The organism is Aquimarina sp. AWH4_224 (genome assembly GCF_056160245.1).
On sequence record NZ_JBSWWU010000004.1, the window covers coordinates 44,912 to 65,623 of the forward strand.

A 20,712-nucleotide genomic window follows, 5' to 3' on the forward strand; every position below is an offset into this window, starting at 1 on the left:
TTAATAAGGTAATGTAACAGTAGTAATAAATCCTGCCAAAACAAACTCATAATAGTACAAATATCGGAAATATTTCTATTCTTTTGCGTGAGAATCTCTTAAAACCAAAAACCTACACTAAAGAACCACTCGCTTTCTTTCACTTCTGGGGAGTAGGTATATTTTACCTGAATAGGTCCTGCAAAGGTATCCAGACCATATCCAAGAGCGTAACCAGTAAATTCGGGTTCTTCAAACCATCTGCCTGTACTAAATAATTTGTTGCCTACGTTGGCAAAATTAGCTCCAACATTCACATGGTTTTTTTTGAATATCTCATAATCTACAGCAACAAGTCCTTTCATAAAACTTCTTCCCGTTATCCCCAAAAAATCATAGCCATAAAAAGGAATAAAATTATTAATGGTTTTAGCACCAAAACCTCCTAAGAGAAAATCCAGTGAATTAATCGCATTGTTTCCAATTTTAGTTCCTGCCTCAAAAGCAATATTCATCGAAATCTTATCGGTAATAGGGCGAGCATACCCCAATTGTGCTTTTGCGATGGAGAACTCGTCGAAACTGTCGGTAAAATCTGAAGAGAATAAATAGGTATGGATATCTCCTTCAAACAAGATTCCTTTGGAGGGAAAATATTTATTGTCGTAAGTATCAAATTTGAAGTAACCAAAAGCACTCCAGTAATCACTATCATCAAAAACGGTTCTAGGAATTTGGTTTTCGTCTTCGCCAAAAGTTTCGGAAATAATCCGTAGGCGTTTATATTCTGCACCCAACCCAACAGAGAAAGTTTGGTTCAACAGAGTTTCTGCATAGAATTGAAGATTAAAATCGGTATAATCAATGTCGATGGTATTAATCCCGAGGTTTGGGATTTCGCCAAACTGTCCGATAAAACTAAAGTCAAACGCCTTGGTAAAATTGGTATAGCTATATTTAAGTCCGGTACTCCAATAAAATCCTTTATCGATATAATAATCAAGATTATATCGGATATTATCGCCCAAAGCTACATCCAAAGAGAGGACATCGTTATTGAATAACAAACTTTTGCGGGTCACATTCACAAGAGCAGCGGTTTGGTATAAGTCGTCATAATGCAGTGCAAAACGTAGTAACATTTTGTTCTCGCTTTCTCTTACATTAAGAGCAAGCTCTTTTCCTTCTTCATGATCAATTAATCGATGACTTACTCGATCAAAGTTTCCGGTTCCCGAAAGGTTATTGATACCTTCATTGAGTTTGTCGTAAGAAATTACAGATGGTGTTTTTAATTTTAATTTCCCTCTGATATACGCACGAGTGTATCTTTCGTTTCCTGTTATAGACAAACTGTTGATTAGTAAAGTTTCAGCATTCTTAGGAATTTCAATATCTGGTCTAGGAGTTTTTTGTCTTCCGGCAATAGCTTTCAGGGTTTCATAGTTGGAAAAAGCGGCTTTCTCACCACTAGCCATAATTTCGTCGGCTCTATCAAAAGACATTACCGAAAAATCCATAATAGAAGGTTTTATGTAGATTTCGGTTTCATCTACTTTATCCTTCATAGCATTGATCGTTCTGAAATTGCTAATCTGAAGCATGATATTGGTTACCGAATTGAGCTGATCCCTTGGCATCAATGAATCCTGTACGTCTATACCAATCACGATTTCCGCTCCTTTTTCTTTAATTTCTCTAACGGGATAATTGTTAGAAACACCACCGTCTGTCATTAATATTCCGTTCACCTCAATAGGGCTAAAAATGGAAGGCAACGCTCCACTAGCCGCTACAGCCTCTGGTAGATACCCCTTATCGAGTATAACCTGTTCTCCCGTTTCGATATTTGTCGACATACAGAAAAAGGGAATAGGTAATTTATCAAAGTCATGAACATCATTCACATGGGCCGTAAATTGTGAAAATTGGTTGTAAAAATTTTGCCCTTTTGATAGCCCTTTGGGAAGGCCAATTTTAAACTTATCAAAAGGAAGGGTGACTGCGTATTTTTCAGAATCTTCTTTTTCGTAAAACGTTTTGGCATCCCTGGGAAGTTGGTCCTGGATAAACGCATCAAAATCTACAGACCTAAAAATAGAGTCTAGTTCTTTGGCCCGATATCCCGAAGCATAAAGTGCTCCAACAATTGCTCCCATACTGGTACCACCAATATAATCTATACGTACACCTGCATCTTCTATAATCTTGAGTGCACCGATATGAGCCAACCCCTTGGCACCGCCACCGCTTAAAACCAATCCCACTTTTACATCCTCTTGGTCGGTAAGACTTAGGGAATCTCGAACTTCTGTAGTTTGTGACCATAATGTTTCTGTAAAGAGCACTATAAAAAACAGTACGCTAAGCAGAAAATGGGAAGGGGTGTGGGTATGGGTCACCATTATTCTTTTTTAGAAAGATAGTAATTATATATTTTGGTTGCTTTAGAATCTCCTACTACTTGAGCAAGCTCATTCTTTGTGGCTTCCTGTATTCGTTTAACCGATCTAAAATGCTTTAGTAATTCGACTACTGTTTTTTCTCCGATACCTGAAATATCATCTAACTCGGTATTCAAAGCAGCTTTACTTCTTTTTTGTCGGTGAAAAGTAATCCCAAATCGGTGTGCCTCATTACGTAAATGCTGTATCACCTTAAGCGATTCTGATTTCTTATCCAGATAGAGTGGTATCGAATCCCCCGGATAATAAATTTCTTCAAGTCGTTTGGCAATTCCGATAATGGTGATTTTACCGCGTAACCCCAAAGTATCAAGGGCTTTTAATCCTGAGGATAACTGTCCTTTACCACCATCTACAATGACCAATTGTGGTAGTGGTTGTTCTTCGTCTAACAGTCGTTTATATCTTCTATACACTACCTCTTCCATAGAAGCAAAATCATTAGGCCCTTCTACAGTTTTGATATTGAATTTTCGATATTCTTTCTTGCTAGGTTTACCATTCTTAAAAACCACACACGCGGCTACAGGGTTAGTTCCCTGAATATTGGAGTTATCAAAACATTCGATATGCCTAGGTTCTTCTGGCAATCTAAGGTCTTTTTTCATCTGGGCCATCAATCGTTTTACATGCCGATCCGGATCAATGATTTTTATTTGCTTGAACCGCTCCTGGCGATAGTATTTGGCATTTCTTAAAGAGAGGTCTACAATTTTCTTCTTATCTCCTAGTTGAGGGATGGTGATTTTAATCTCTTCTCCCACATTAACATCAAAAGGCACAAATATTTCCTTGGATGTAGAACCAAAGCGCTGTCTAATCTCGATAATGGCTAGTTCCAAAAGTTCTTTGTCTGATTCTTCTAATTTTTTCTTGATTTCGGTAGTGTGAGATCGAATTATGGCACCATAAGACAATTGAAGAAAGTTGATATAAGCATACGATTCGTCAGACAGGATCGAAAACACATCAACATTACTGATCTTTGGATTTACTACAGTAGATTTAACCTGATATTTTTCCAAAACGTCAATTTTCTCTTTGATGCTTTGGGCATCTTCAAATTCCATTTTGGAGGCATGATCAACCATTTGTTCTTTAAAGCCTGACAAGGATTCTTTAAAGTTCCCTTTTATAATCTGTCGTATAGCATTGAGGTTGTCGTTGTATTCTTTTTCCTCCTGTAACCCTTCACAAGGTCCTTTACAGTTTCCTAAATGATATTCTAGGCATACTTTGTATTTTCCTGCATCGATTTTATCCTGAGACAAATCATAGTTGCAGGTTCTTATAGGATATAGCCCACGGATCAACTCTAATAAGGTTTGTACCGTCTTCACCGAGGTGTAAGGCCCGTAATACTCAGAACCGTCTTTGATCAGGTTTCGAGTTTGAAATACTCTAGGGAATCGCTCTTTTTTTATGCAAATCCATGGATAGGTCTTATCGTCCTTGAGCATCACATTAAACCTGGGCTGATACTTTTTGATCAGATTGTTTTCAAGAAGTAAAGCATCGGTTTCGGTATCCACTACAATGTGTTTGATCGTCCGAATTTTTTTGACCAATACTTTGGTCTTGTAGTTGTTGTGATTTTTGGTAAAATACGAGGATACTCTTTTCTTAAGATTTTTGGCCTTACCTACATATAACAGTTTATCATCTTTATCGTAGTATTGATATACCCCTGGTAAATTAGGTAAGGTTTTGATCTGTATGTCTAGTGAGGGTTGTTGCATATTCCGAAGGGTAAATTTAATAGTTTACCTAGATTCGTACCTATATCTTTAAGGTTTAATTTTTGTTAAATCCTACCTAATCACAAGGGTTTTTATTAAAAATACTTAATTCTGTACAATACAACCCGATTTTTATTACATTAGTAGTCCTATTATTCCAATTCAGTTTTTTTGAAAAAAGAAAAGAAAATAATTGGCAGGACGGATAAGGTGGATTTCCCGCTACTCGAATTAAATGATATCGATGCCAAAGTCGATACAGGAGCGTATACTTCTTCTATTCATTGCGTTGCAATAAAAGAGATTGATCAAACATTACAATGTAGTTTTCTGGATGCTACACATCCTGAGTATAATGGTAAGAAATTTACATTTAAAAATTATGATATCTCTGCAGTAAAAAGTAGTACCGGTAAGGTAGAAATGCGGTATGCGATCAGAACACAAATTACAGTATTCGAAAAAACCTATCCAATAACTTTAAACCTATCCCCAAGGGACGATATGCGTTTTCCATTGCTTATTGGGCGTAGGTTCTTGAGCGGAAAATTTTTGGTAGATCCTCAATTAGAAAATCAGAGTTATAATCAAAAACTGTAATGAATATCAAGATCTTGTCGCGTAGTGCGAGTTTGTATTCGACCAATGCACTTGTTCAAGCAGCGGTAAAAAGAAAACACAATGTTCAGGTTATCGATCCACTTAATTGTGATATTGTTATAGAGCGGCAAAAGCCAGAGATTTATTATCGTGGTCGTCGTCTCGATCATGTCGATGCGGTGATCCCAAGAATTGGATCCTCGATTACCTTTTATGGTACTGCGGTGGTACGACAGTTTGAAATGATGAATGTGTTTACCACTTTGAAATCGCAGGCGCTGGTTCAATCCAGAGATAAACTAAGAAGCTTACAAATACTTTCAAAGGCAGGTCTTGGACTTCCTAAAACAGTGTTCACCAATTATTCCAAAGATGTTTCTGAGGTCATATCTCATGTAGGGGGAGCTCCCTTGATCATTAAGCTGCTTGAAGGGACTCAAGGATTAGGAGTGGTTCTGGCCGAAACCACTACTGCTGCGGAATCTGTGCTAGAGGCTTTTAATGGATTACAAGCACGAGTAATTGTTCAGGAATTTATAAAGGAAGCCAAAGGAGCAGATATTCGAGCGTTTGTTGTAGATGGAGAAGTGATTGGTGCAATGAAACGGCAAAGTAAAGAAGGAGAGTTCAGATCCAATTTGCATCGGGGAGGTACCGCTCAATTGATTAAATTGAGTCGACACGAAGAACAAGCTGCTATTTTGGCGGCCAAATCTTTGAAAATGGGAGTTGCCGGTGTAGATTTACTGCAAAGTAACCGAGGACCGTTGATTTTGGAGGTAAATTCGTCTCCAGGTCTCGAAGGAATTGAAGGGGCGACCGGTAAGGATATCGCAAAGGCGATCATTAAATATATAGAAAGAAGCGTATAAGATACATGACACAAAGCAAGGAAAAAGATATTTTACGCATTTTAGGAAATGAGGTGCCACTAGGAACAAGTACTACGATCAACTTTAATATTGCCAAGTTATATACGTCGACCAAAGTAGAAATTCCGATTATTATAGAACGCTCAAAAAAACCAGGTCCAACGGTTTTAATCACAGCAGGAATTCATGGAGACGAAATAAACGGAGTTGAAGTGGTGCGACAAATTATTGCCAAGAAAATCAACAAACCAGCAATAGGAAGCATTATATGTATCCCGGTACTTAATGTATTTGGGTTTTTGAATATGGACCGATTTTTTCCTGATGGAAGGGATTTAAATCGCGTTTTTCCGGGGACCAAAAATGGTTCGTTGGCAAGTAGATTTGCCTATCAATTCGTAAATGAGATTCTTCCTTCGGTAGATTTTTGTTTGGACTTTCATACTGGTGGAGCGAGTCGATTTAATGCCCCGCATATTCGGGTAGACCAAAAGAATGAACGATTAGTAGCTTTGGCCAAAGTTTTCAATGCCCCTTTTATCCTGTATTCCAAAAATCTGGAAGGTTCTTATCGATCAACTTGTGCCAAAAAAGGCATAGACATTTTGTTATTTGAAGGAGGGAAATCTCAAAACAGTAGCAAGGATATTGCGGTAGAAGGTGTAAAAGGAGTGATGCGTATTCTTAATCACCTAGAAATGCTGAAGCCTACTTTTGAAGTGCCAGAGGCACATGCCGAAAGTATTGTGATTAATAAGAGTTTTTGGATGCGGGCCAAATACAGCGGATTGTTGCATATTAAAATACCGATTTGCAAGCATGTTGAAAAAGGGGAGATTCTGGCGACTATTACAGATCCCTACGGAAAAATGAGACATGTGGTAAAGGCAAGTAATGATGGGTATGTAATTAATGTAAATGAAGCTCCGATTGTGTACAAAGGAGATGCGATATTTAGAATTACCAAAGCCCTAGAAGATGAATAAAAAGGCGTTGAGGTCAAAATATAAAACGCTAAGATCCCAATTGAGTGCCGATGAGATCGATACAATGAGTATGGATATTGCCAACAAGGCATTAGAGCTTCCGATATGGGACAGTAGCTTTTATCATATCTTCTTACCCATACAAAAGCAAAAGGAGTTAAATACAGAATTTGTATTACATATTTTACAAGGAAAAGATAAACATGTGGTCGTTTCAAAAAGCAATTTTGAAACCTATACCATGGAAAATTTTTTACTCACAGATACTACCCCTTTAAAAGTAAATTCTTTGGGAATTCCCGAGCCTGTGGATGGAATACCGATTGCGAACAGCCAAATAGAAGTCGTTTTTATTCCACTGTTGGCGTATGATCGAAATGGAAATAGAGTGGGATATGGCAAAGGATTTTATGATAGGTTTCTAGAGAGTTGTCATCCAAATACACTGAAAGTTGGACTTTCATTTTTTCCGCCAGAAGATAAGATCGAAGATAGTACTTCAGAGGATGTACCCTTAGATTTTTGTGTTACCCCATCCGAGATATTCAAATTCAATAAAGAAAATAAACAATAAGGAACTAAAAAGATTATTTTTTTGGGAATGCCTTTTTGTTAAAAATGATCAATAAGAATACCCCAACACTTATTGCAGAATCGGCAATATTGAAAACCGGATCAAAAAACGAGAAGTGTTTCCCGCCCCAAACAGGAATCCAATCAGGTAAGATGTCATCATAAAAGGTAAACTGAATCATATCTACCACTTTTCCGTAAAAAACACTTTCATATCCACCGCTTTCCGGTAAAAAGGTCGCGACATTACTCACGGTACTTTCTTCAAAAAGGATTCCATAAAAGATAGAATCAATGATATTACCAAAAGCACCAGCAAAGATCAGCGCAATACAAAAAGTAAGTATCATCGGGCTGTTTTTTCGAACAGAATCATATAGCCAATACCCAATCCCCGTAATAGCAACTAATCGGAAAAGAGTAAGTACCAGCTTACCATAGCTACCTGGTAGTTCGAACCCCCATGCCATACCTTTATTTTCTACAAAAACAATTCTGAACCAATCAAAGACTCTTACCTCTTCATGTAATGCGAAATGTGTTTTTATATAAAATTTGGAAATTTGGTCGATAAGCAGAACCAGAACGATAACTAAAATAGATTTCTTCAAGGACATAGATATACCGTTTATTACAGGTAATAAAAGTGACGGACAAAAATAGTGTTTTATTTTGTTTTATAAACACTTATGTCTCCACTTATAGAGGTTAAATTGATTTTGTAGGGTCCATAGATATCCTGAGAACGAATTTTCCCGGTTTTTGTGGCAGCCTTAACGGTCGCATTTTTTGTAGACAGCGTAATATCTCCCGCAATAGTGTTTATAGTTGCATGACCTTGATAAGCCTCTAAGATGCAATTGCCAGCACTAAACTCTGCAAATAGATTTTTGAACCCTCCAACGATCTTTAAAGAAGCCGTATTGGATTTTACCGTTACTTTAAAATGTGAAGGGATTTGCAATACTACTTTTACAGCATATACTTTGTGAGCACTAAGCTTGTCATTGTGATGTTGTGAAAATGGTTGAACATCATCCTGTAGATACAGCTTATTTTCTTTTATAGTGCTTCTAATAAGTAAGTGGTCTTGATACTCTCCTTCAGAAATTGCATTGTAAGTGATATCAGATGTTTCTGCACTAGTAATTTCAATCTGGAATGTGTTGTGTAGAGTAATCACCACTTCTTCAAATCCATTAGAGGCAATGGTACGATCAAAAGAGGATTGAGCATGTACCTGGAAGTATAACAAAAGGAATAAAAGCAAAGAATTTAGCCACCTCATATTTTTCAAGGTAACTAAATTCTCTAGAATTATAAAAAAGATATACGAGTTCTTACTGTTTACGGATAAAAATGTTTCCGCTTATCGTTTTTAAGTGCAAATCACTTTGAGGATCCCCAAAGGTACCTGTTACTTTACTGCCCACAATTCGATTTTTACCTTGATCAAAATTGAGGTCTTTATCAGAGTAAATCATCCCAGAGATGGTTTCTGCTTTTAGTTTCGATTTTGCAATATTGATATCGATATCTCCACTAATGGTTTTAAGATCCATGGTTCCGTTATAATTTTTGATGTCGATATTTCCGCTGATAATGTCTACCTCGAGTTCTCCTCTATAATTTTCAGAAGCCACACTACCAGAGATACTTTTTACAGTAAGCTTATAGCTTTTTGGTAAATACAAAGTGTAATTAGCATCTATATCCATATTGTTGCAAGGCCCCCAGTTGTTTTTGGATTTTTTTTCTTTTTTCCATTTATCAAATAGATCACCGTAGCTTGATTTGATATCCAAAACCGAAGAGGAATTGTTGATTTCCAGATCAAAATACTCATCAAATTCACCACTGTTTATTTGTACTTCTGCTTTGAGGTATACTTGGTTTTTATCCCAGGTTTTGATATTAATATCGTCGGCAAATTTGAATTCTACTTTTACACGATCTGCCGAAGTATTGATCTCTTTTTCGATTACTTTTTGTGCGAATACTTGACCTACGAATAAGCATAGTGTCGCTAGAGTTATTAGATTTTTCATGTTTGTTGTTGTTTTTGATTGAATGATGACCTCTTTTACTGTTTTCTGAGGTAGATGTTACCTGTTGATGATCTCAGGCTGATTTCTACACCTCCGCTATTTAATTGTGTTTTGATGGCTCTTTTCCCTGCTACGATTTTCATGTTTTCGTCGTCTGAAGGAAATTTGATATCAAAGTCTGTATAGATTTCTCCCATTGTGGTTTTTAGTTCCAGGTTGGCCGGTGTGCTTGATGGTAAGCTTACATCGATAGCTCCTGTAGCCGAAACCAGAGATATTGGAGAGTTCTGACTAACTTTAGTAAAAATAATATTGATTTCTCCTGTAGCGGTTTTGGCAACGATAGGTCCGGTAACATCTCTAAATGTCATATTACCCACATTGGTCATCGCCTCTATTTCTGAAGAGAATCCTTTGACTTCTACATCGCCCAGATTGCTCTTTTCGATAGTGATGTTTACAGTTTTTGGCAGAAAAATTTGAAGTACCTCACTATGCATACCTTTTAAGTTCCTTACCACTAGGGTTTCTCCTTCTTTTTGAACGTATATTCCTAATCCTGTATTATCGCTACCTCCCGCATAAACGGCTTTTAAACCTCTTGCTTTTTCAGGCATCTCTCTTCCCTCGCCATTGATTTTTATTTCATTTTGATTCTGAGCCTTTATTACTACTCCAGAAGGGGAACTGATTTTTACTTTTTTTACTCCTTGAAGTGATTGATTAAAATCCTGAGCGGTTAGGCTACATGCAGTGATAAGTAATACTGCTATAAGTGCTATTTTTTTCATCTGTTCTTTTTTTGACTGTTTGACTGCTTTTAAATTAAACTTGGGAGACCTATTTTAACCTGATCTCTCACGTAATCTGGTGTTTCTTCTTTTTGAAGTAACATTTCCATAGAAGGGATTGCGCGCTTTTCTTCGATAGAAACTAATATTTGAATTAATTCGATTTGCATGCTTGGATCTTCTTCTGTTGCCAGAGCATGGATTAGTGCTTTACGTACCATTTCTGAATCTGCAAATTTTGCAAGTGCTTCTGCTGCAGCGAGACGCACATTGATATGATCATCGTATTGCATTTTGTTGATTAAAGCTTTTAGAATTTCATTTCCTGGTTTTTCAAACTCTTCAGCATAATTTACCGCCTGAAGCCTTTTGCTAGCCGATTGATTTTCGATCATCGAAATGGTCATCGTTTGCTTTAATTCGATTTTTTCTTTTTCCAAAACCGCTACTTCTTGAGATAGCGTTTCATTATTCTGAGATTTCCCAAAGAAATATGCTGTAAATACCAGTGCTACAGTAGCTGCTATCTGCAATGCTGTTTTCCAATGCGAACTGGATGTAGCGTTCAATTTCACTACTTTCGAATCGCTAAGAGTTTCCTTTTCCTTTTGTAGCATTTCTTCAAAATTCAATGCTAAACTAGCATCAGGTGTTTCTAAGGGTTCGCTATCAATCGCTCCAAATAACTCTTTGAGTTCTTGTAGAGAAGCCCTGCAATCTTCACATTGTGCAATATGGGTTTCAACTTCTTTATGTACATCCTCGTCTAAATTATGATCTATATAATCGATCAGTAATTCTTCTATTTGTTTGCAATTCATAGCTTTATGCATTTTGGAGGTAATATCCTTTTAGTTTATGTATAGCTCGATGTACTTTGGTTTTTACAGCACCTTCTGTAGAACCAACAATTTCGGCTATTTCATTATATTTTATTCCTTGATAACGATTCATGATGACCAGTTCTCGATCACTATCGCTTAACTGATTTAATGCCTGGTCGAGCTGCTGCTTGACTTCATTTTGTTCAATATGATCGGTTTCTTCACTCATGGTTTTATATTCAAAATCATCTAATCGTTTTGGTGATGATTTACTTTTTTGATAATGATCTGAAAACACATTTCGTGCTATGGTAAAAATCCAGGACGAAAACTTTCCATTTTTATAAGAGGTTCGATATTTAATGGCTTTATAAAATACCTCTTGTGTAATATCCTGGCTAATTACCCGATCTCTTGTCATCTTCAACAAAAAATTAAAGATTTTGAGATGGTATCTATCAAATAGCATCCTCATCATGTCGAGGTCTCCTTGAGATACCTTAATCATTATTTCTTCGTCAGTTAGTTGTTTCAAGATGTTACTCTTTTTGATCGGTTTCTATTTGTAATACCTGCGTTTTTTAAAAAGGTTACACATAAGATAAAAAAAGATTCACTTTTTTTCTGAAAGGTCAAAAAATGTAAGATGATATAAAAGAAAATGCCCTTTTGTATTTCATTACAAAAGGGCACTGATACTTTGGCTACTTAAGAGAATTAAACTGATTTTCCCTAAGTAGTTTTATGCTGTTTAAAATTTGCCAGAAGCGTATGTATTTTGCAAAGCAATTAACTCTGCATATTTTTTGCTTCTATACTTAATGTAGCGTGAGGTACTAATTTTAATCGTTCAGGATTGATAAGTTTTCCTGTAACACGGCAAATACCATAGGTTTTGTTTTCTATACGTAACAATGCATTTTTAAGGTCACGTACAAATTTTTCTTGTCGTATTGCTAGCTGTGTATTTGCCTCTTTGGACATGGTCTCACTTCCTTCTTCAAAGGCTTTAAAGGTAGGAGAGGTGTCATCTGTACCATTGTTTCCATCATTCTTATAAGCACTTCTCAACAATTCCAAATCCTTCTGTGCTTTCTCCATTTTGTCAACGATAATTTCTTTGAACATTGCTAAATCTTTATCGCTGTACCTTACTTTGATGTCTTCTGCCATACTCTTAATGTTTTTTTATTATCAATTGGGTTGCAATGTCATCAAACGCAATTTCTGTACCATTTATTACGTCGGTCGCAAACTCAATTGTCTCGGTTAAGGTTTCGTTTTTGATGTAAGCCTCGTTGGTTGTTATCGCTTCTTGAACCGCTTCATTCTCCTGAAATACGATTTCTATCTTATCAGTCACTTCAAAACCGCTATCCTTACGGATATTCTGGATTCTGTTAACCAGCTCCCTTGCAATTCCTTCTTTTTTAAGTTCAGGAGTGATTGTTACATCAAGAGCAACGGTCAAAGCACCAGAATTAGCAACCAACCAGCCCTCGATATCTTGAGAGCTTATGTCTACATCGTCTGTTCCTAATGTAATAATTTTATCATTAATTTCTATATCAAAACTGCCAGTTTGTTCAAGAATTTTGATTGTTTCCTGATCAAAAGAACGTATCTCGTTGGCAATCAATTTCATATCTTTCCCAAAGCGAGGGCCTAAAGTTTTGAAATTTGGCTTGATTTGTTTCACTAAGATGCCTGAAGCGTCATCAATAAGCTCAATTTCTTTTACATTTACCTCACTTTTTATCAATCCGGCGATATCATTTATCTCATTTCTTTCTGCATCATTCAATACCGGAATCATAATTCGCTGTAAAGGTTGACGTACTTTTATCTTTTCCTTTTGGCGTAACGATAAAGTTAAAGAAGATATAGCTTGTGCTTTTTGCATTTTATGCTCAAGCGCCTTATCAACATATGCTTCCTTATATTCTGGGAAATGTGCCAAGTGCACACTTTCATGACTTTCTTGTGCTGTGCCTGCGATCAGATCTTTATATAGTCTATCCATAAAAAATGGCGCAACAGGAGCTCCTAGCTTGGCTACTGTGATCATACAGGTATACAAAGTCTGGTATGCAGAAATTTTATCTTGTTGGTAATCTCCTTTCCAATATCTTCTTCGACTTAAGCGAACAAACCAGTTACTCAGGTTTTCCTGTACAAAATCAGATATTGCTCGAGTGGCTTTTGTAGGCTCGTAATCATTATAGTAAGCGTCTACATTTTTAATAAGCGTATGTAACTCACTCAAAATCCATCGATCTATCTCTGGTCGATCGGCTAGAGGGATATCAGCTTCAGCATAGGTGAAATTATCGATATTGGCATAAAGTGTAAAGAAAGAATAGGTATTGTATAAGGTTCCGAAGAATTTTCTTCGTACTTCTGCGATTCCTTCGATATCAAATTTCAGATTATCCCAAGGATTAGCATTACTAATCATGTACCATCTTGTGGCATCTGGCCCATAAGTTTTTAAGGTTTCGAATGGATCTACAGCATTTCCTAGGCGCTTGGACATTTTTTGTCCGTTTTTATCCAGAACAAGCCCATTTGAGACTACATTTTTGTAGGCAACATCGTCGAATATCATCGTTGCTATAGCGTGCAGTGTATAGAACCATCCTCGGGTTTGATCTACTCCTTCTGCAATAAAATCTGCTTTTCGTTCTCCTTGCTCTACCTTTTCTTTATTCTCAAAAGGATAGTGCCATTGTGCATATGGCATAGAGCCAGAATCAAACCATACGTCGATAAGATCACTTTCTCTTCTCATTGGTTTTCCTGATGGTGAAACCAAGGTGATTCTATCGATTACGTTTTTATGAAGATCGATTTTGTCGTAGTTGGCTTCGCTCATATCCCCAATTACAAAATCGGGAAAAGCATCGGCTTCTAAAACACCAGCTTTAACGGCTTTCTCCATTTCATTTTTGAGCTCTTCTACAGAACCTATGATCATTTCTTCTTTTCCGTCTTCTGTTCTCCAGATAGGTAATGGGATTCCCCAGAAACGTGAACGAGATAAATTCCAGTCATTGGCGTTTGCCAGCCAGTTTCCAAAACGACCTTCTCCAGTCGCTTTTGGTTTCCAATTGATTCCCAAATTAAGTTCGTGCATACGATCTTTGAAGTCAGGAACTCTAATAAACCAAGAGTCTAACGGATAATATAAAATCGGTTTATCGGTACGCCAACAGTTTGGGTAACTGTGCAAGTACTTTTCAACCTTGAATGCTTTATTCTCTGTTTTAAGTTTGATGGCAATTTCTACATCGATAGATTTTTCTGGTGCCTCACCGTCATCATAATATTCATTCTTCACATACTTACCTCCAAATTCACCCACATGTTTTGTGAATCTACCTTGAAGATCAACCAAAGGAACCAGATTGTTATTGTCATCCTCAACCAACATAGCAGGTACTTCTGGTTGAGCTTGTTTGGCTACAAAAGCATCATCAGCACCAAATGTTGGTGCAGTGTGTACAATACCAGTACCATCTTCTGTAGTTACAAAATCTCCTGTAATTACTCTGAATGCATTTTCAGGGTTGTGATAAGGCTGCACAAAATCCAATAGTTGCTCATATCGAGTTTCGGCCAGCTCAATTCCTTTAAATTCTTTTAGGATAAAGTAAGGTATCTTTTTGTCCTCTTGTTTGAAAGCATTAACGTCTTCTTCATTTTCAACTGCAACGAATTTGCCTCCAAATTGCTTTCCAACTAAGTTCTTGGCAAGAATCACATTAATGGGCTCAAACGTATACTGGTTGAATGTTTTTACAACTACATAATCTATTTTTGGCCCAACCGTTAATGCGGTGTTCGAAGGAAGCGTCCATGGAGTTGTTGTCCAGGCCAGGAAATAAATGTTTCCTTCGATATCTTTTAAGAAATCAGGAAGTGTCTCTTCTTTAGCCTTAAATTGCGCAGTAACCGTAGTGTCGGTTACATCTTGATACGTCCCTGGTTGATTCAACTCATGAGAACTTAATCCCGTACCTGCTTTAGGAGAATACGGTTGGATGGTATATCCTTTATAAAGCAATCCTTTTTTATAGATCTGAGAAAGCAACCACCATACACTTTCCATGTATTTAGGCTTATAGGTGATATAAGGATCATCCATATCCACCCAATATCCTATTTTTTGAGTAAGATCATTCCATATATCCGTATATCGCATTACTGCCTTTTTACAGGCTTCATTATACTCTTCTACAGATATTTTGGTTCCGATATCTTCTTTGGTAATACCAAGTTCTTTTTCAACACCAAGTTCTACAGGTAGTCCATGCGTATCCCAACCAGCTTTTCGTTTTACCTGGTATCCTTTTTGTGTTTTATAACGACAAAAAATATCTTTAATAGCACGCGCCATTACGTGGTGTATACCAGGTAGACCATTGGCAGAAGGTGGACCTTCAAAAAATACATATGGTTCGGCTCCTTCACGCTCACTAATACTTTTATCAAAAATATTATTCTGTTGCCAGAAATCTAGTATTTGGTCAGCTATTTCAGGTAAGTCAAGTCCTTTATACTCAGGAAACTTAGTGCTCATTTTGTCGTTCTTTCTATTAAGTTTGCGAAAATAAGGATTTTCTGGAAATTCAAGACAGAAATCAGCTATGGAAATGCAATAAATACAGCGGTATTACTGATTTTTAACACTGCGGTAATCTTTTTTGTAAAAATCGTAGTTTTTATCGCTATGCTAACCCAAATCTTTTTGAGTATGCAAAAGTAGGGTGATCTCTATTCTTAATCCCTTCATATTTTTTATCCCACAAGCAATTCACTTCATCTAGAAACATCTGTACCTGAAATTGGAACATGTGTTATACATCTTCTACTGGCAAAGAATTTTCTTTGGTCTATCACTTTTGTGGTGATACAAATACATGTTTTACACAAAAAGAATGCTAAAAAATATATTAAGAATACAGGGGGCAATGCAGTTGAGCAAATATGAACAACGCATGCTCAAAGGTGGCTGGGCAGATGATGAAGGATGTTACCAACAAGGTGATTTATGTTGTGTGCCTACAGCTTTTGGGAGAGAGGTTTGCAGGGTAGCGCAATGTAACCAAGGGATCGCATGTATAGGTTAGCATTTATAACAATATATAAAAAGGCAAAGTACTTTGACTGAAGACACACTGCCCAAGTGTCTTTAAAAGTTTGGGCTTATTCTAGAAACTTTTAAAATTAAAAATTATGCTAAAAAACATTTTGAACGTAAACGGTGTAAAGCGATTAAACAAAGACGAACAAGAATCACTTAACGGGGGATTTGGACCTGGATTCTGCTACCTAAGAGATAGAAACACATGTTGTTGTTTCTTTGATGACATCTATCCTAATGGGGATTTTTATTGTGCCAGAGGAGAATCTGATGGTTTTGGTAGATGTAGATACGTATAGGTCGTAAGATATTGTAATATTTTTGGACATATTACAAAATAATCATTGATAAAAACAGTTATTAAAGTAACCATAGGTTATTTAAGTGTGAAATTATCTATGATTTAGTGAGTATGAACCCTTGCAATGCCTGTTGCAAGGGTTTTTTTACAGGAGTTTAACGCTGTGATCAATACATATTGTAGTTTGATTTTACTAATTTTAAACCATGAATCAATATCTACATCTTGCACTTATACAAGCCCATCTTTCTTGGGAAAACCCAATTCAGAATCGAACGGCATTTGCTGAAAAAATCAGCACTATAGAGGATCATGTTGATCTTATTGTTTTACCCGAAATGTTTACCACAGGGTTTACAATGAATGCTGTCGATGTAGCAGAATCTATGGATGGAGAGACGGTGAAATGGCTTCAGGAAATGGCAAAGCAAAAAAAATGTGCGATTGCAGGAAGTATTATTATTGTTGAGGATGGTGGATATTATAACCGTTTTGTTTTTGCGTTTCCGGATGGAAAACTACAGACGTATGACAAGCATCAATTATTTACTCTGGCAAAAGAGGATGAGGTGTTTACCGCAGGGTCAGAAGAAGTAATTATTTCGTATAAAGGTTGGAAAATTAAACCACAAATTTGCTATGATCTTCGGTTTCCGGTGTGGGCCAGAAATACCAGTGATTATGATCTTTTGTTGTACGTAGCCAGTTGGCCAAAACCAAGAATCAATGCTTGGGATGCTTTGCTTAAAGCAAGAGCTATAGAAAATATGTGTTATTGTGTGGGAGTAAACCGAGTAGGATTAGATGGAAAAGGTTACGAATATAATGGACACACTGCAGCGTATGATGTATTAGGCCATCCGATACTCAAAGAAAATCCTGTAGAAAAAGAAACTATTCTATATGCCAATCTGGATAAAGCACACATCGAAACGACCAGAAAAAAACTTCCTTTTCTTGAAGATGCAGATCGTTTCCAGATTATTCGAGAATAAAGGTCTGTTTAATCTCCCAGTTGGCTCTTACTTCGATCACTTCAGGAAAGTGACTTACCCGTTCTGGCTGTAATCCCTTCAGGAAATTTCCTGGATCCCATTTCCCGTTGGCATTGTTGTCAAAAATAACTCGAATCAAAAATTTGGCCGGATCGAGATAGTTAAAGACTAATGTTTTTGGGTCTAAAGCGGTCTTTTCGACAATCACATCTCCTTTTTCGTTGGTTAATTGTACCAAAACTGGATATTGATCCACATTTTCTAAGGTCAAGAAAATAGTACCGTAATCTGTTATTTTTTTGGTTCTGAAGGTAAAGCTAAGTGAATCGTTTGCATTGCCAACAAAATCGGTTATCGCCTCTGGTAGCATTTCCAGAGTGTATGTATTATTTTCTGCTTTTTCAAAAATCAGTTTGGCCTCGTTAAGTGCTTTGTCTAACCCAATTGAAAAGGGAATATCTATGGTGTCCTTATCGGTAAGCGATATCAATTCTTGATTGATACTTTCCATAGGAGTATTAGCAAACAGCATAAAGTTCTTATCTGGTTTCAGGGAAGTGCCAGAAGAAGAGAGTTGCAAAGAGTCTTTATATTGATCTTTAAATCTCGGGATTAGTGTGTCTTTATAATTGGTGTTGGTGACTTCAAATACTAATGAGTCTACTTCGAAAAAGGGTTTAAACCAATAATGTAAAGAGTCTTTTTCTCTGTCGGGAATAATTCGAGTCTGCAAAGAATCCGGAGCCTCACTTAGCATTTTGATCTTCATGCTATCTAATTCTCCCTCATAAGGAAAAACAAATTCATTTTTAGATATCTGTTTAGGGAGCAACGCTTTGAAGTCGAGTACCTCCTTAAAAACGCTTATGTTGAATACTTTGGCAGTGTCCTGTGGTAAAGAAATGGTCTCTTCATAGAACCCTATTTTGTCTTGTTTGGGTTCGTATAAGTAATTACCTGCATTGTCTTTTAGAGCAATCAGTTTAAATTTCCCTTCTTTCAAATTAAAGAAATTAAAAGATACACTATCCAAAGTGTTGGTTACATATCTCGGAACGGTTTTGTATACACTTGAGTCTGTATAGGTACTGTCAATTTCATAAAGAGCAACCGTAACGTTGGATTCTACATCCTTTTTTATGGCATCTTTAATGGTTCCCTTTATAGATAAAGAATCCAAAAAGTCTCCTGTAGAAAAAACATATCTAAAAAAAGGAAGTGTATTTCCTTCATTATTGTCTTCTATACTCTCTCCAAAATTGATGCTGTACGTCGTATTTTGTAATAAAGTGTCCAGAAACTTAATCTTAACAAACTTACTAGCACCACCCAATGGACTAATTGTGGGTTTGGGATCCATAGGAGGTGATACGATGATCTGTTTTTGCGCGTCCTTTAATTTGATGTATTCATCAAAATAAATTCGGATTTCAGAATCTTTAAAGTTGGTAGAAAAATTAGGAGGAAATGCCTTTACAAAGACTGGCGGAGTTTCGTCTTTCTCACCACCATTTATTGTGCCCTTTTTTGCACAACCCAAGATTAGGATAAATAGCGACACAAGGGCCAATAACCAATTTAATCTTTTATTCATTTCTCCAACATTGATTTTAAGACACAAAGAAACAACTATCTTGAAAAACAAAAAAACTATTCTGTTATTGCCATGCAAGCCACGCTTATTTTGATTCCCGGTATGGATTTCAATGCTTGTGCACATGCTTCTATGGTCGCTCCGGTAGTAATAATATCATCTACCAACAAAATATGTTTGTTTTCTAGTAAAGACGGATTTTGTACCTCAAATGTTTCAGCAGCATTTTTCCATCTGGACTGTTTTTTCCGCTTCGATTGTTTAGAATTGTAAGAATTTTTTTTCAAAACAAAATCGATATAATCGGCATTTAATTTTTTGGAAATTTCAATTCCAAACTTGGCCACTTGGTTGTACCCCCTTTCTTTGAGTCTTTTGGGGTGTAAGGGTACAGGAATGACTGCATTAATGTTTTGAAAACCAGGTATTTCTGATAGATTTTGACCAAGCCATTTACCAAGCTCTTCTCCAATTTTCTGCTGGCCTCTATACTTTAAATTATGTATCAGATTTTGAACCAAACTGTCCTTATGGAACAGGAATAAAGAGGCGGTATTTTCTACTTTGACTCTTCCATAAAATACTTTTTCAATTTTTTTTGCGTTTACGTTATGGAAATCTCCCAAAGGAAGCTCATGTCGGCAAGAAGTACAGAGTGTCCTTTCGTTTTTGTGTAAAGTGCTGTTACAAGCTGCACAATACATAGGAAAGAATAAATAGACTAAGTCTCTTAGCATTTTATAGGGCGATTACCATTTATTATTATATTTTAGCTATAGAAATAACCATCAAAAATTAGAAATTAATTATGACAACTCAAAACAATAACTTAACCCTTAAAATTCTTATCGGTGTTCTTGGTGCTTTATTGCTAATTCTGGGGATATTTACGTATAAGTTTTACAACGAGGAGAAGCAAAATCAAGCGATTTTGCAACAGGAAAAGGATCTTATTGAAAGCGAATTAGGAGAATTAATTACAAAGTACGATAATGCTATTGCACTTAATGAAGTGATGGATGACCATTTATTAAAAGCCAAAGAGCGTATCGTTGTATTGTTGGACAGTGTAAAGGATAACGAAGCGAATCTGGCATTGATTTCAAAATACAGAAGAGAGGTAAGTAAACTTAAAAAAGAACGTGATAGATTATTTAAGCTTGCTGATAGTTTAACTACTGCCAATGCACAATTAGGGAAAGACTTAGACAGTACATCGGTAGCCTTAAACAAGAGAATTATCTTCTCAGACTCGCTACAAATGCAAAATGATAAGTTGGCGGATATTGTAGAAAGAGGTTCTGCATTAACTGCTGCCAATATCAAAGCAGAAGGAGTACGTGTTCGTAATAGTGGTAAGATTTCTACTACTTCAAAAGCTAGTAGAGCAGAGAAAGTAAGAGTGTGTTTTACACTTTCTCCAAATAAGTTAACTGAAAAAGGAGATAAAGAACTTTTTGTTCAAGTAGTAAATCCTGAAAATAATCTAATCGGAGATAAAGTATCAGTTAATTTTGACGACGGAGTATTAACTTACAGTGGTCGTAACAAAATCTTTTATGAGAATGATGCATTAGACGTATGTATTCTTGTAGATGCTGCAGAAGGAGAGTTGGTAAAAGGAAATTACGTAGTAAACTTATTCTCTGGACCTAGATTAATATCTAATACACAATTTGAATTGAAGTAATTTTTCAAAATCATATACATCACCGCCATATTGAGATTGATATGGCGGTTTTTTTATGCATTTTTTAGAAATTTTTGGGAGTTCTCATTAAACTCAATAAATTCGTTTT

Annotated in this window: 20 protein-coding genes; 8 read left to right on the top strand and 12 right to left on the bottom strand. The window is 36.4% G+C overall.

The features are described from left to right. Nucleotides 1–98 precede the first annotated feature (98 nt). Nucleotides 99–2,384: a patatin-like phospholipase family protein gene (locus tag ACXAGJ_RS09110; RefSeq protein ID WP_474839108.1), complete on the bottom strand. Its 2,286-nt coding sequence runs from the start codon at nucleotides 2,382–2,384 to the stop codon at nucleotides 99–101. After that, a complete protein-coding gene (uvrC, locus tag ACXAGJ_RS09115) occupies nucleotides 2,384–4,183 on the bottom strand; it encodes an excinuclease ABC subunit UvrC (protein WP_474839110.1) in 1,800 nt (599 codons plus the stop codon). Before uvrC ends, ACXAGJ_RS09110 begins: the two co-directional genes overlap by 1 nt. A 171-nt stretch (nucleotides 4,184–4,354) precedes the next feature. On the opposite strand from uvrC, the gene ACXAGJ_RS09120 reads away from it, so the two are divergent. The 4 genes from ACXAGJ_RS09120 to ACXAGJ_RS09135 are packed head-to-tail and all read left to right on the top strand — an operon-like array spanning nucleotide 4,355 to nucleotide 7,215. After that, the gene (locus ACXAGJ_RS09120) at nucleotides 4,355–4,783 is read left to right on the top strand and encodes an ATP-dependent zinc protease family protein (protein ID WP_073316216.1); all 429 of its coding nucleotides are present in this window, start codon (nucleotides 4,355–4,357) and stop codon (nucleotides 4,781–4,783) included. Next, on the top strand, nucleotides 4,783–5,655 hold the full coding sequence (rimK, locus tag ACXAGJ_RS09125; protein ID WP_474839112.1) for a 30S ribosomal protein S6--L-glutamate ligase: 873 nt from the start codon (nucleotides 4,783–4,785) through the stop codon (nucleotides 5,653–5,655). Before ACXAGJ_RS09120 ends, rimK begins: the two co-directional genes overlap by 1 nt. Before the next feature lie 5 nt (nucleotides 5,656–5,660). After that, nucleotides 5,661–6,641 (top strand): succinylglutamate desuccinylase/aspartoacylase family protein, encoded by a 981-nt coding sequence (locus ACXAGJ_RS09130; protein WP_474839114.1) that lies wholly within the window; start codon nucleotides 5,661–5,663, stop codon nucleotides 6,639–6,641. Next, the gene (locus tag ACXAGJ_RS09135; RefSeq protein ID WP_474839116.1) at nucleotides 6,634–7,215 is read left to right on the top strand and encodes a 5-formyltetrahydrofolate cyclo-ligase; all 582 of its coding nucleotides are present in this window, start codon (nucleotides 6,634–6,636) and stop codon (nucleotides 7,213–7,215) included. Before ACXAGJ_RS09130 ends, ACXAGJ_RS09135 begins: the two co-directional genes overlap by 8 nt. 13 nt (nucleotides 7,216–7,228) lie before the next feature. Here ACXAGJ_RS09135 and ACXAGJ_RS09140 read toward each other — a convergent pair whose 3' ends face one another. From ACXAGJ_RS09140 to ileS, 8 genes are all read right to left on the bottom strand, one after another. Next, on the bottom strand, nucleotides 7,229–7,831 hold the full coding sequence (locus tag ACXAGJ_RS09140; protein ID WP_473283719.1) for a lipoprotein signal peptidase: 603 nt from the start codon (nucleotides 7,829–7,831) through the stop codon (nucleotides 7,229–7,231). Nucleotides 7,832–7,881: 50 nt separating this feature from the next. After that, the gene (locus ACXAGJ_RS09145) at nucleotides 7,882–8,502 is read right to left on the bottom strand and encodes a hypothetical protein (protein ID WP_474839118.1); all 621 of its coding nucleotides are present in this window, start codon (nucleotides 8,500–8,502) and stop codon (nucleotides 7,882–7,884) included. A gap of 52 nt (nucleotides 8,503–8,554) precedes the next feature. Next, a complete protein-coding gene (locus ACXAGJ_RS09150) occupies nucleotides 8,555–9,262 on the bottom strand; it encodes a DUF4097 family beta strand repeat-containing protein (RefSeq protein ID WP_474839120.1) in 708 nt (235 codons plus the stop codon). A gap of 35 nt (nucleotides 9,263–9,297) precedes the next feature. Continuing rightward, nucleotides 9,298–10,053 (bottom strand): DUF4097 family beta strand repeat-containing protein, encoded by a 756-nt coding sequence (locus ACXAGJ_RS09155; protein ID WP_073316179.1) that lies wholly within the window; start codon nucleotides 10,051–10,053, stop codon nucleotides 9,298–9,300. Between the two features lie 29 nt (nucleotides 10,054–10,082). Next, complete coding sequence (locus ACXAGJ_RS09160; RefSeq protein WP_474839122.1) at nucleotides 10,083–10,874, bottom strand: anti-sigma factor; 792 nt, start codon at nucleotides 10,872–10,874, stop codon at nucleotides 10,083–10,085. A 4-nt stretch (nucleotides 10,875–10,878) separates the two neighbouring features. Further along, nucleotides 10,879–11,412, bottom strand: coding sequence for an RNA polymerase sigma factor (locus ACXAGJ_RS09165; protein ID WP_474839124.1), 534 nt, complete (start codon nucleotides 11,410–11,412; stop codon nucleotides 10,879–10,881). A gap of 254 nt (nucleotides 11,413–11,666) precedes the next feature. Then, nucleotides 11,667–12,050 (bottom strand): TraR/DksA family transcriptional regulator, encoded by a 384-nt coding sequence (locus tag ACXAGJ_RS09170; RefSeq protein ID WP_073316181.1) that lies wholly within the window; start codon nucleotides 12,048–12,050, stop codon nucleotides 11,667–11,669. 4 nt (nucleotides 12,051–12,054) lie between these two features. Continuing rightward, entirely contained in the window at nucleotides 12,055–15,459 is a 3,405-nt protein-coding gene (gene ileS / locus ACXAGJ_RS09175; RefSeq protein ID WP_474839126.1) for an isoleucine--tRNA ligase, read from the bottom strand. A gap of 358 nt (nucleotides 15,460–15,817) precedes the next feature. Between ileS and ACXAGJ_RS09180 the strand changes: the two genes are divergently transcribed. The 3 genes from ACXAGJ_RS09180 to ACXAGJ_RS09190 all read left to right on the top strand — a co-directional run bounded on the left by ACXAGJ_RS09180 (nucleotide 15,818) and on the right by ACXAGJ_RS09190 (nucleotide 17,319). Beyond that, nucleotides 15,818–16,009, top strand: coding sequence for a hypothetical protein (locus tag ACXAGJ_RS09180; protein WP_474839128.1), 192 nt, complete (start codon nucleotides 15,818–15,820; stop codon nucleotides 16,007–16,009). A gap of 106 nt (nucleotides 16,010–16,115) precedes the next feature. After that, nucleotides 16,116–16,322, top strand: coding sequence for a hypothetical protein (locus tag ACXAGJ_RS09185; RefSeq protein ID WP_474839130.1), 207 nt, complete (start codon nucleotides 16,116–16,118; stop codon nucleotides 16,320–16,322). Between the two features lie 208 nt (nucleotides 16,323–16,530). Continuing rightward, nucleotides 16,531–17,319: an amidohydrolase gene (locus tag ACXAGJ_RS09190; RefSeq protein WP_474839132.1), complete on the top strand. Its 789-nt coding sequence runs from the start codon at nucleotides 16,531–16,533 to the stop codon at nucleotides 17,317–17,319. Here the strand turns inward: ACXAGJ_RS09190 and ACXAGJ_RS09195 are convergent. Together ACXAGJ_RS09195 and ACXAGJ_RS09200 are read right to left on the bottom strand one after the other, a co-directional pair. Further along, on the bottom strand, nucleotides 17,306–18,913 hold the full coding sequence (locus ACXAGJ_RS09195; RefSeq protein ID WP_474839134.1) for an Ig-like domain-containing domain: 1,608 nt from the start codon (nucleotides 18,911–18,913) through the stop codon (nucleotides 17,306–17,308). The two genes, ACXAGJ_RS09190 and ACXAGJ_RS09195, sit on opposite strands and share 14 nt — an antisense overlap. 56 nt (nucleotides 18,914–18,969) lie before the next feature. Next, nucleotides 18,970–19,650 (bottom strand): ComF family protein, encoded by a 681-nt coding sequence (locus tag ACXAGJ_RS09200; protein WP_474839136.1) that lies wholly within the window; start codon nucleotides 19,648–19,650, stop codon nucleotides 18,970–18,972. A 71-nt stretch (nucleotides 19,651–19,721) separates the two neighbouring features. On the opposite strand from ACXAGJ_RS09200, the gene ACXAGJ_RS09205 reads away from it, so the two are divergent. Continuing rightward, nucleotides 19,722–20,603, top strand: a complete 882-nt coding sequence (locus ACXAGJ_RS09205) for a hypothetical protein (protein ID WP_473283692.1) — start codon at nucleotides 19,722–19,724, stop codon at nucleotides 20,601–20,603. Nucleotides 20,604–20,712 lie beyond the last annotated feature (109 nt).

Bases quoted from the DNA above. Each gene is read 5' to 3' on its own strand.
- ACXAGJ_RS09150 (WP_474839120.1), bottom strand. From the start codon at position 9,262: ATGAAAAATCTAATAACTCTAGCGACACTATGCTTATTCGTAGGTCAA.
- ACXAGJ_RS09140 (WP_473283719.1), bottom strand. From the start codon at position 7,831: ATGTCCTTGAAGAAATCTATTTTAGTTATCGTTCTGGTTCTGCTTATC.
- ACXAGJ_RS09155 (WP_073316179.1), bottom strand. From the start codon at position 10,053: ATGAAAAAAATAGCACTTATAGCAGTATTACTTATCACTGCATGTAGC.
- ACXAGJ_RS09180 (WP_474839128.1), top strand. From the start codon at position 15,818: ATGCTAAAAAATATATTAAGAATACAGGGGGCAATGCAGTTGAGCAAA.
- ACXAGJ_RS09145 (WP_474839118.1), bottom strand. From the start codon at position 8,502: ATGAGGTGGCTAAATTCTTTGCTTTTATTCCTTTTGTTATACTTCCAG.
- ACXAGJ_RS09160 (WP_474839122.1), bottom strand. From the start codon at position 10,874: ATGAATTGCAAACAAATAGAAGAATTACTGATCGATTATATAGATCAT.
- rimK (WP_474839112.1), top strand. From the start codon at position 4,783: ATGAATATCAAGATCTTGTCGCGTAGTGCGAGTTTGTATTCGACCAAT.
- uvrC (WP_474839110.1), bottom strand. From the start codon at position 4,183: ATGCAACAACCCTCACTAGACATACAGATCAAAACCTTACCTAATTTA.
- ACXAGJ_RS09195 (WP_474839134.1), bottom strand. From the start codon at position 18,913: ATGAATAAAAGATTAAATTGGTTATTGGCCCTTGTGTCGCTATTTATC.
- ACXAGJ_RS09185 (WP_474839130.1), top strand. From the start codon at position 16,116: ATGCTAAAAAACATTTTGAACGTAAACGGTGTAAAGCGATTAAACAAA.
- ACXAGJ_RS09135 (WP_474839116.1), top strand. From the start codon at position 6,634: ATGAATAAAAAGGCGTTGAGGTCAAAATATAAAACGCTAAGATCCCAA.
- ACXAGJ_RS09130 (WP_474839114.1), top strand. From the start codon at position 5,661: ATGACACAAAGCAAGGAAAAAGATATTTTACGCATTTTAGGAAATGAG.
- ileS (WP_474839126.1), bottom strand. From the start codon at position 15,459: ATGAGCACTAAGTTTCCTGAGTATAAAGGACTTGACTTACCTGAAATA.
- ACXAGJ_RS09190 (WP_474839132.1), top strand. From the start codon at position 16,531: ATGAATCAATATCTACATCTTGCACTTATACAAGCCCATCTTTCTTGG.
- ACXAGJ_RS09170 (WP_073316181.1), bottom strand. From the start codon at position 12,050: ATGGCAGAAGACATCAAAGTAAGGTACAGCGATAAAGATTTAGCAATG.
- ACXAGJ_RS09205 (WP_473283692.1), top strand. From the start codon at position 19,722: ATGACAACTCAAAACAATAACTTAACCCTTAAAATTCTTATCGGTGTT.
- ACXAGJ_RS09200 (WP_474839136.1), bottom strand. From the start codon at position 19,650: ATGCTAAGAGACTTAGTCTATTTATTCTTTCCTATGTATTGTGCAGCT.
- ACXAGJ_RS09110 (WP_474839108.1), bottom strand. From the start codon at position 2,384: ATGGTGACCCATACCCACACCCCTTCCCATTTTCTGCTTAGCGTACTG.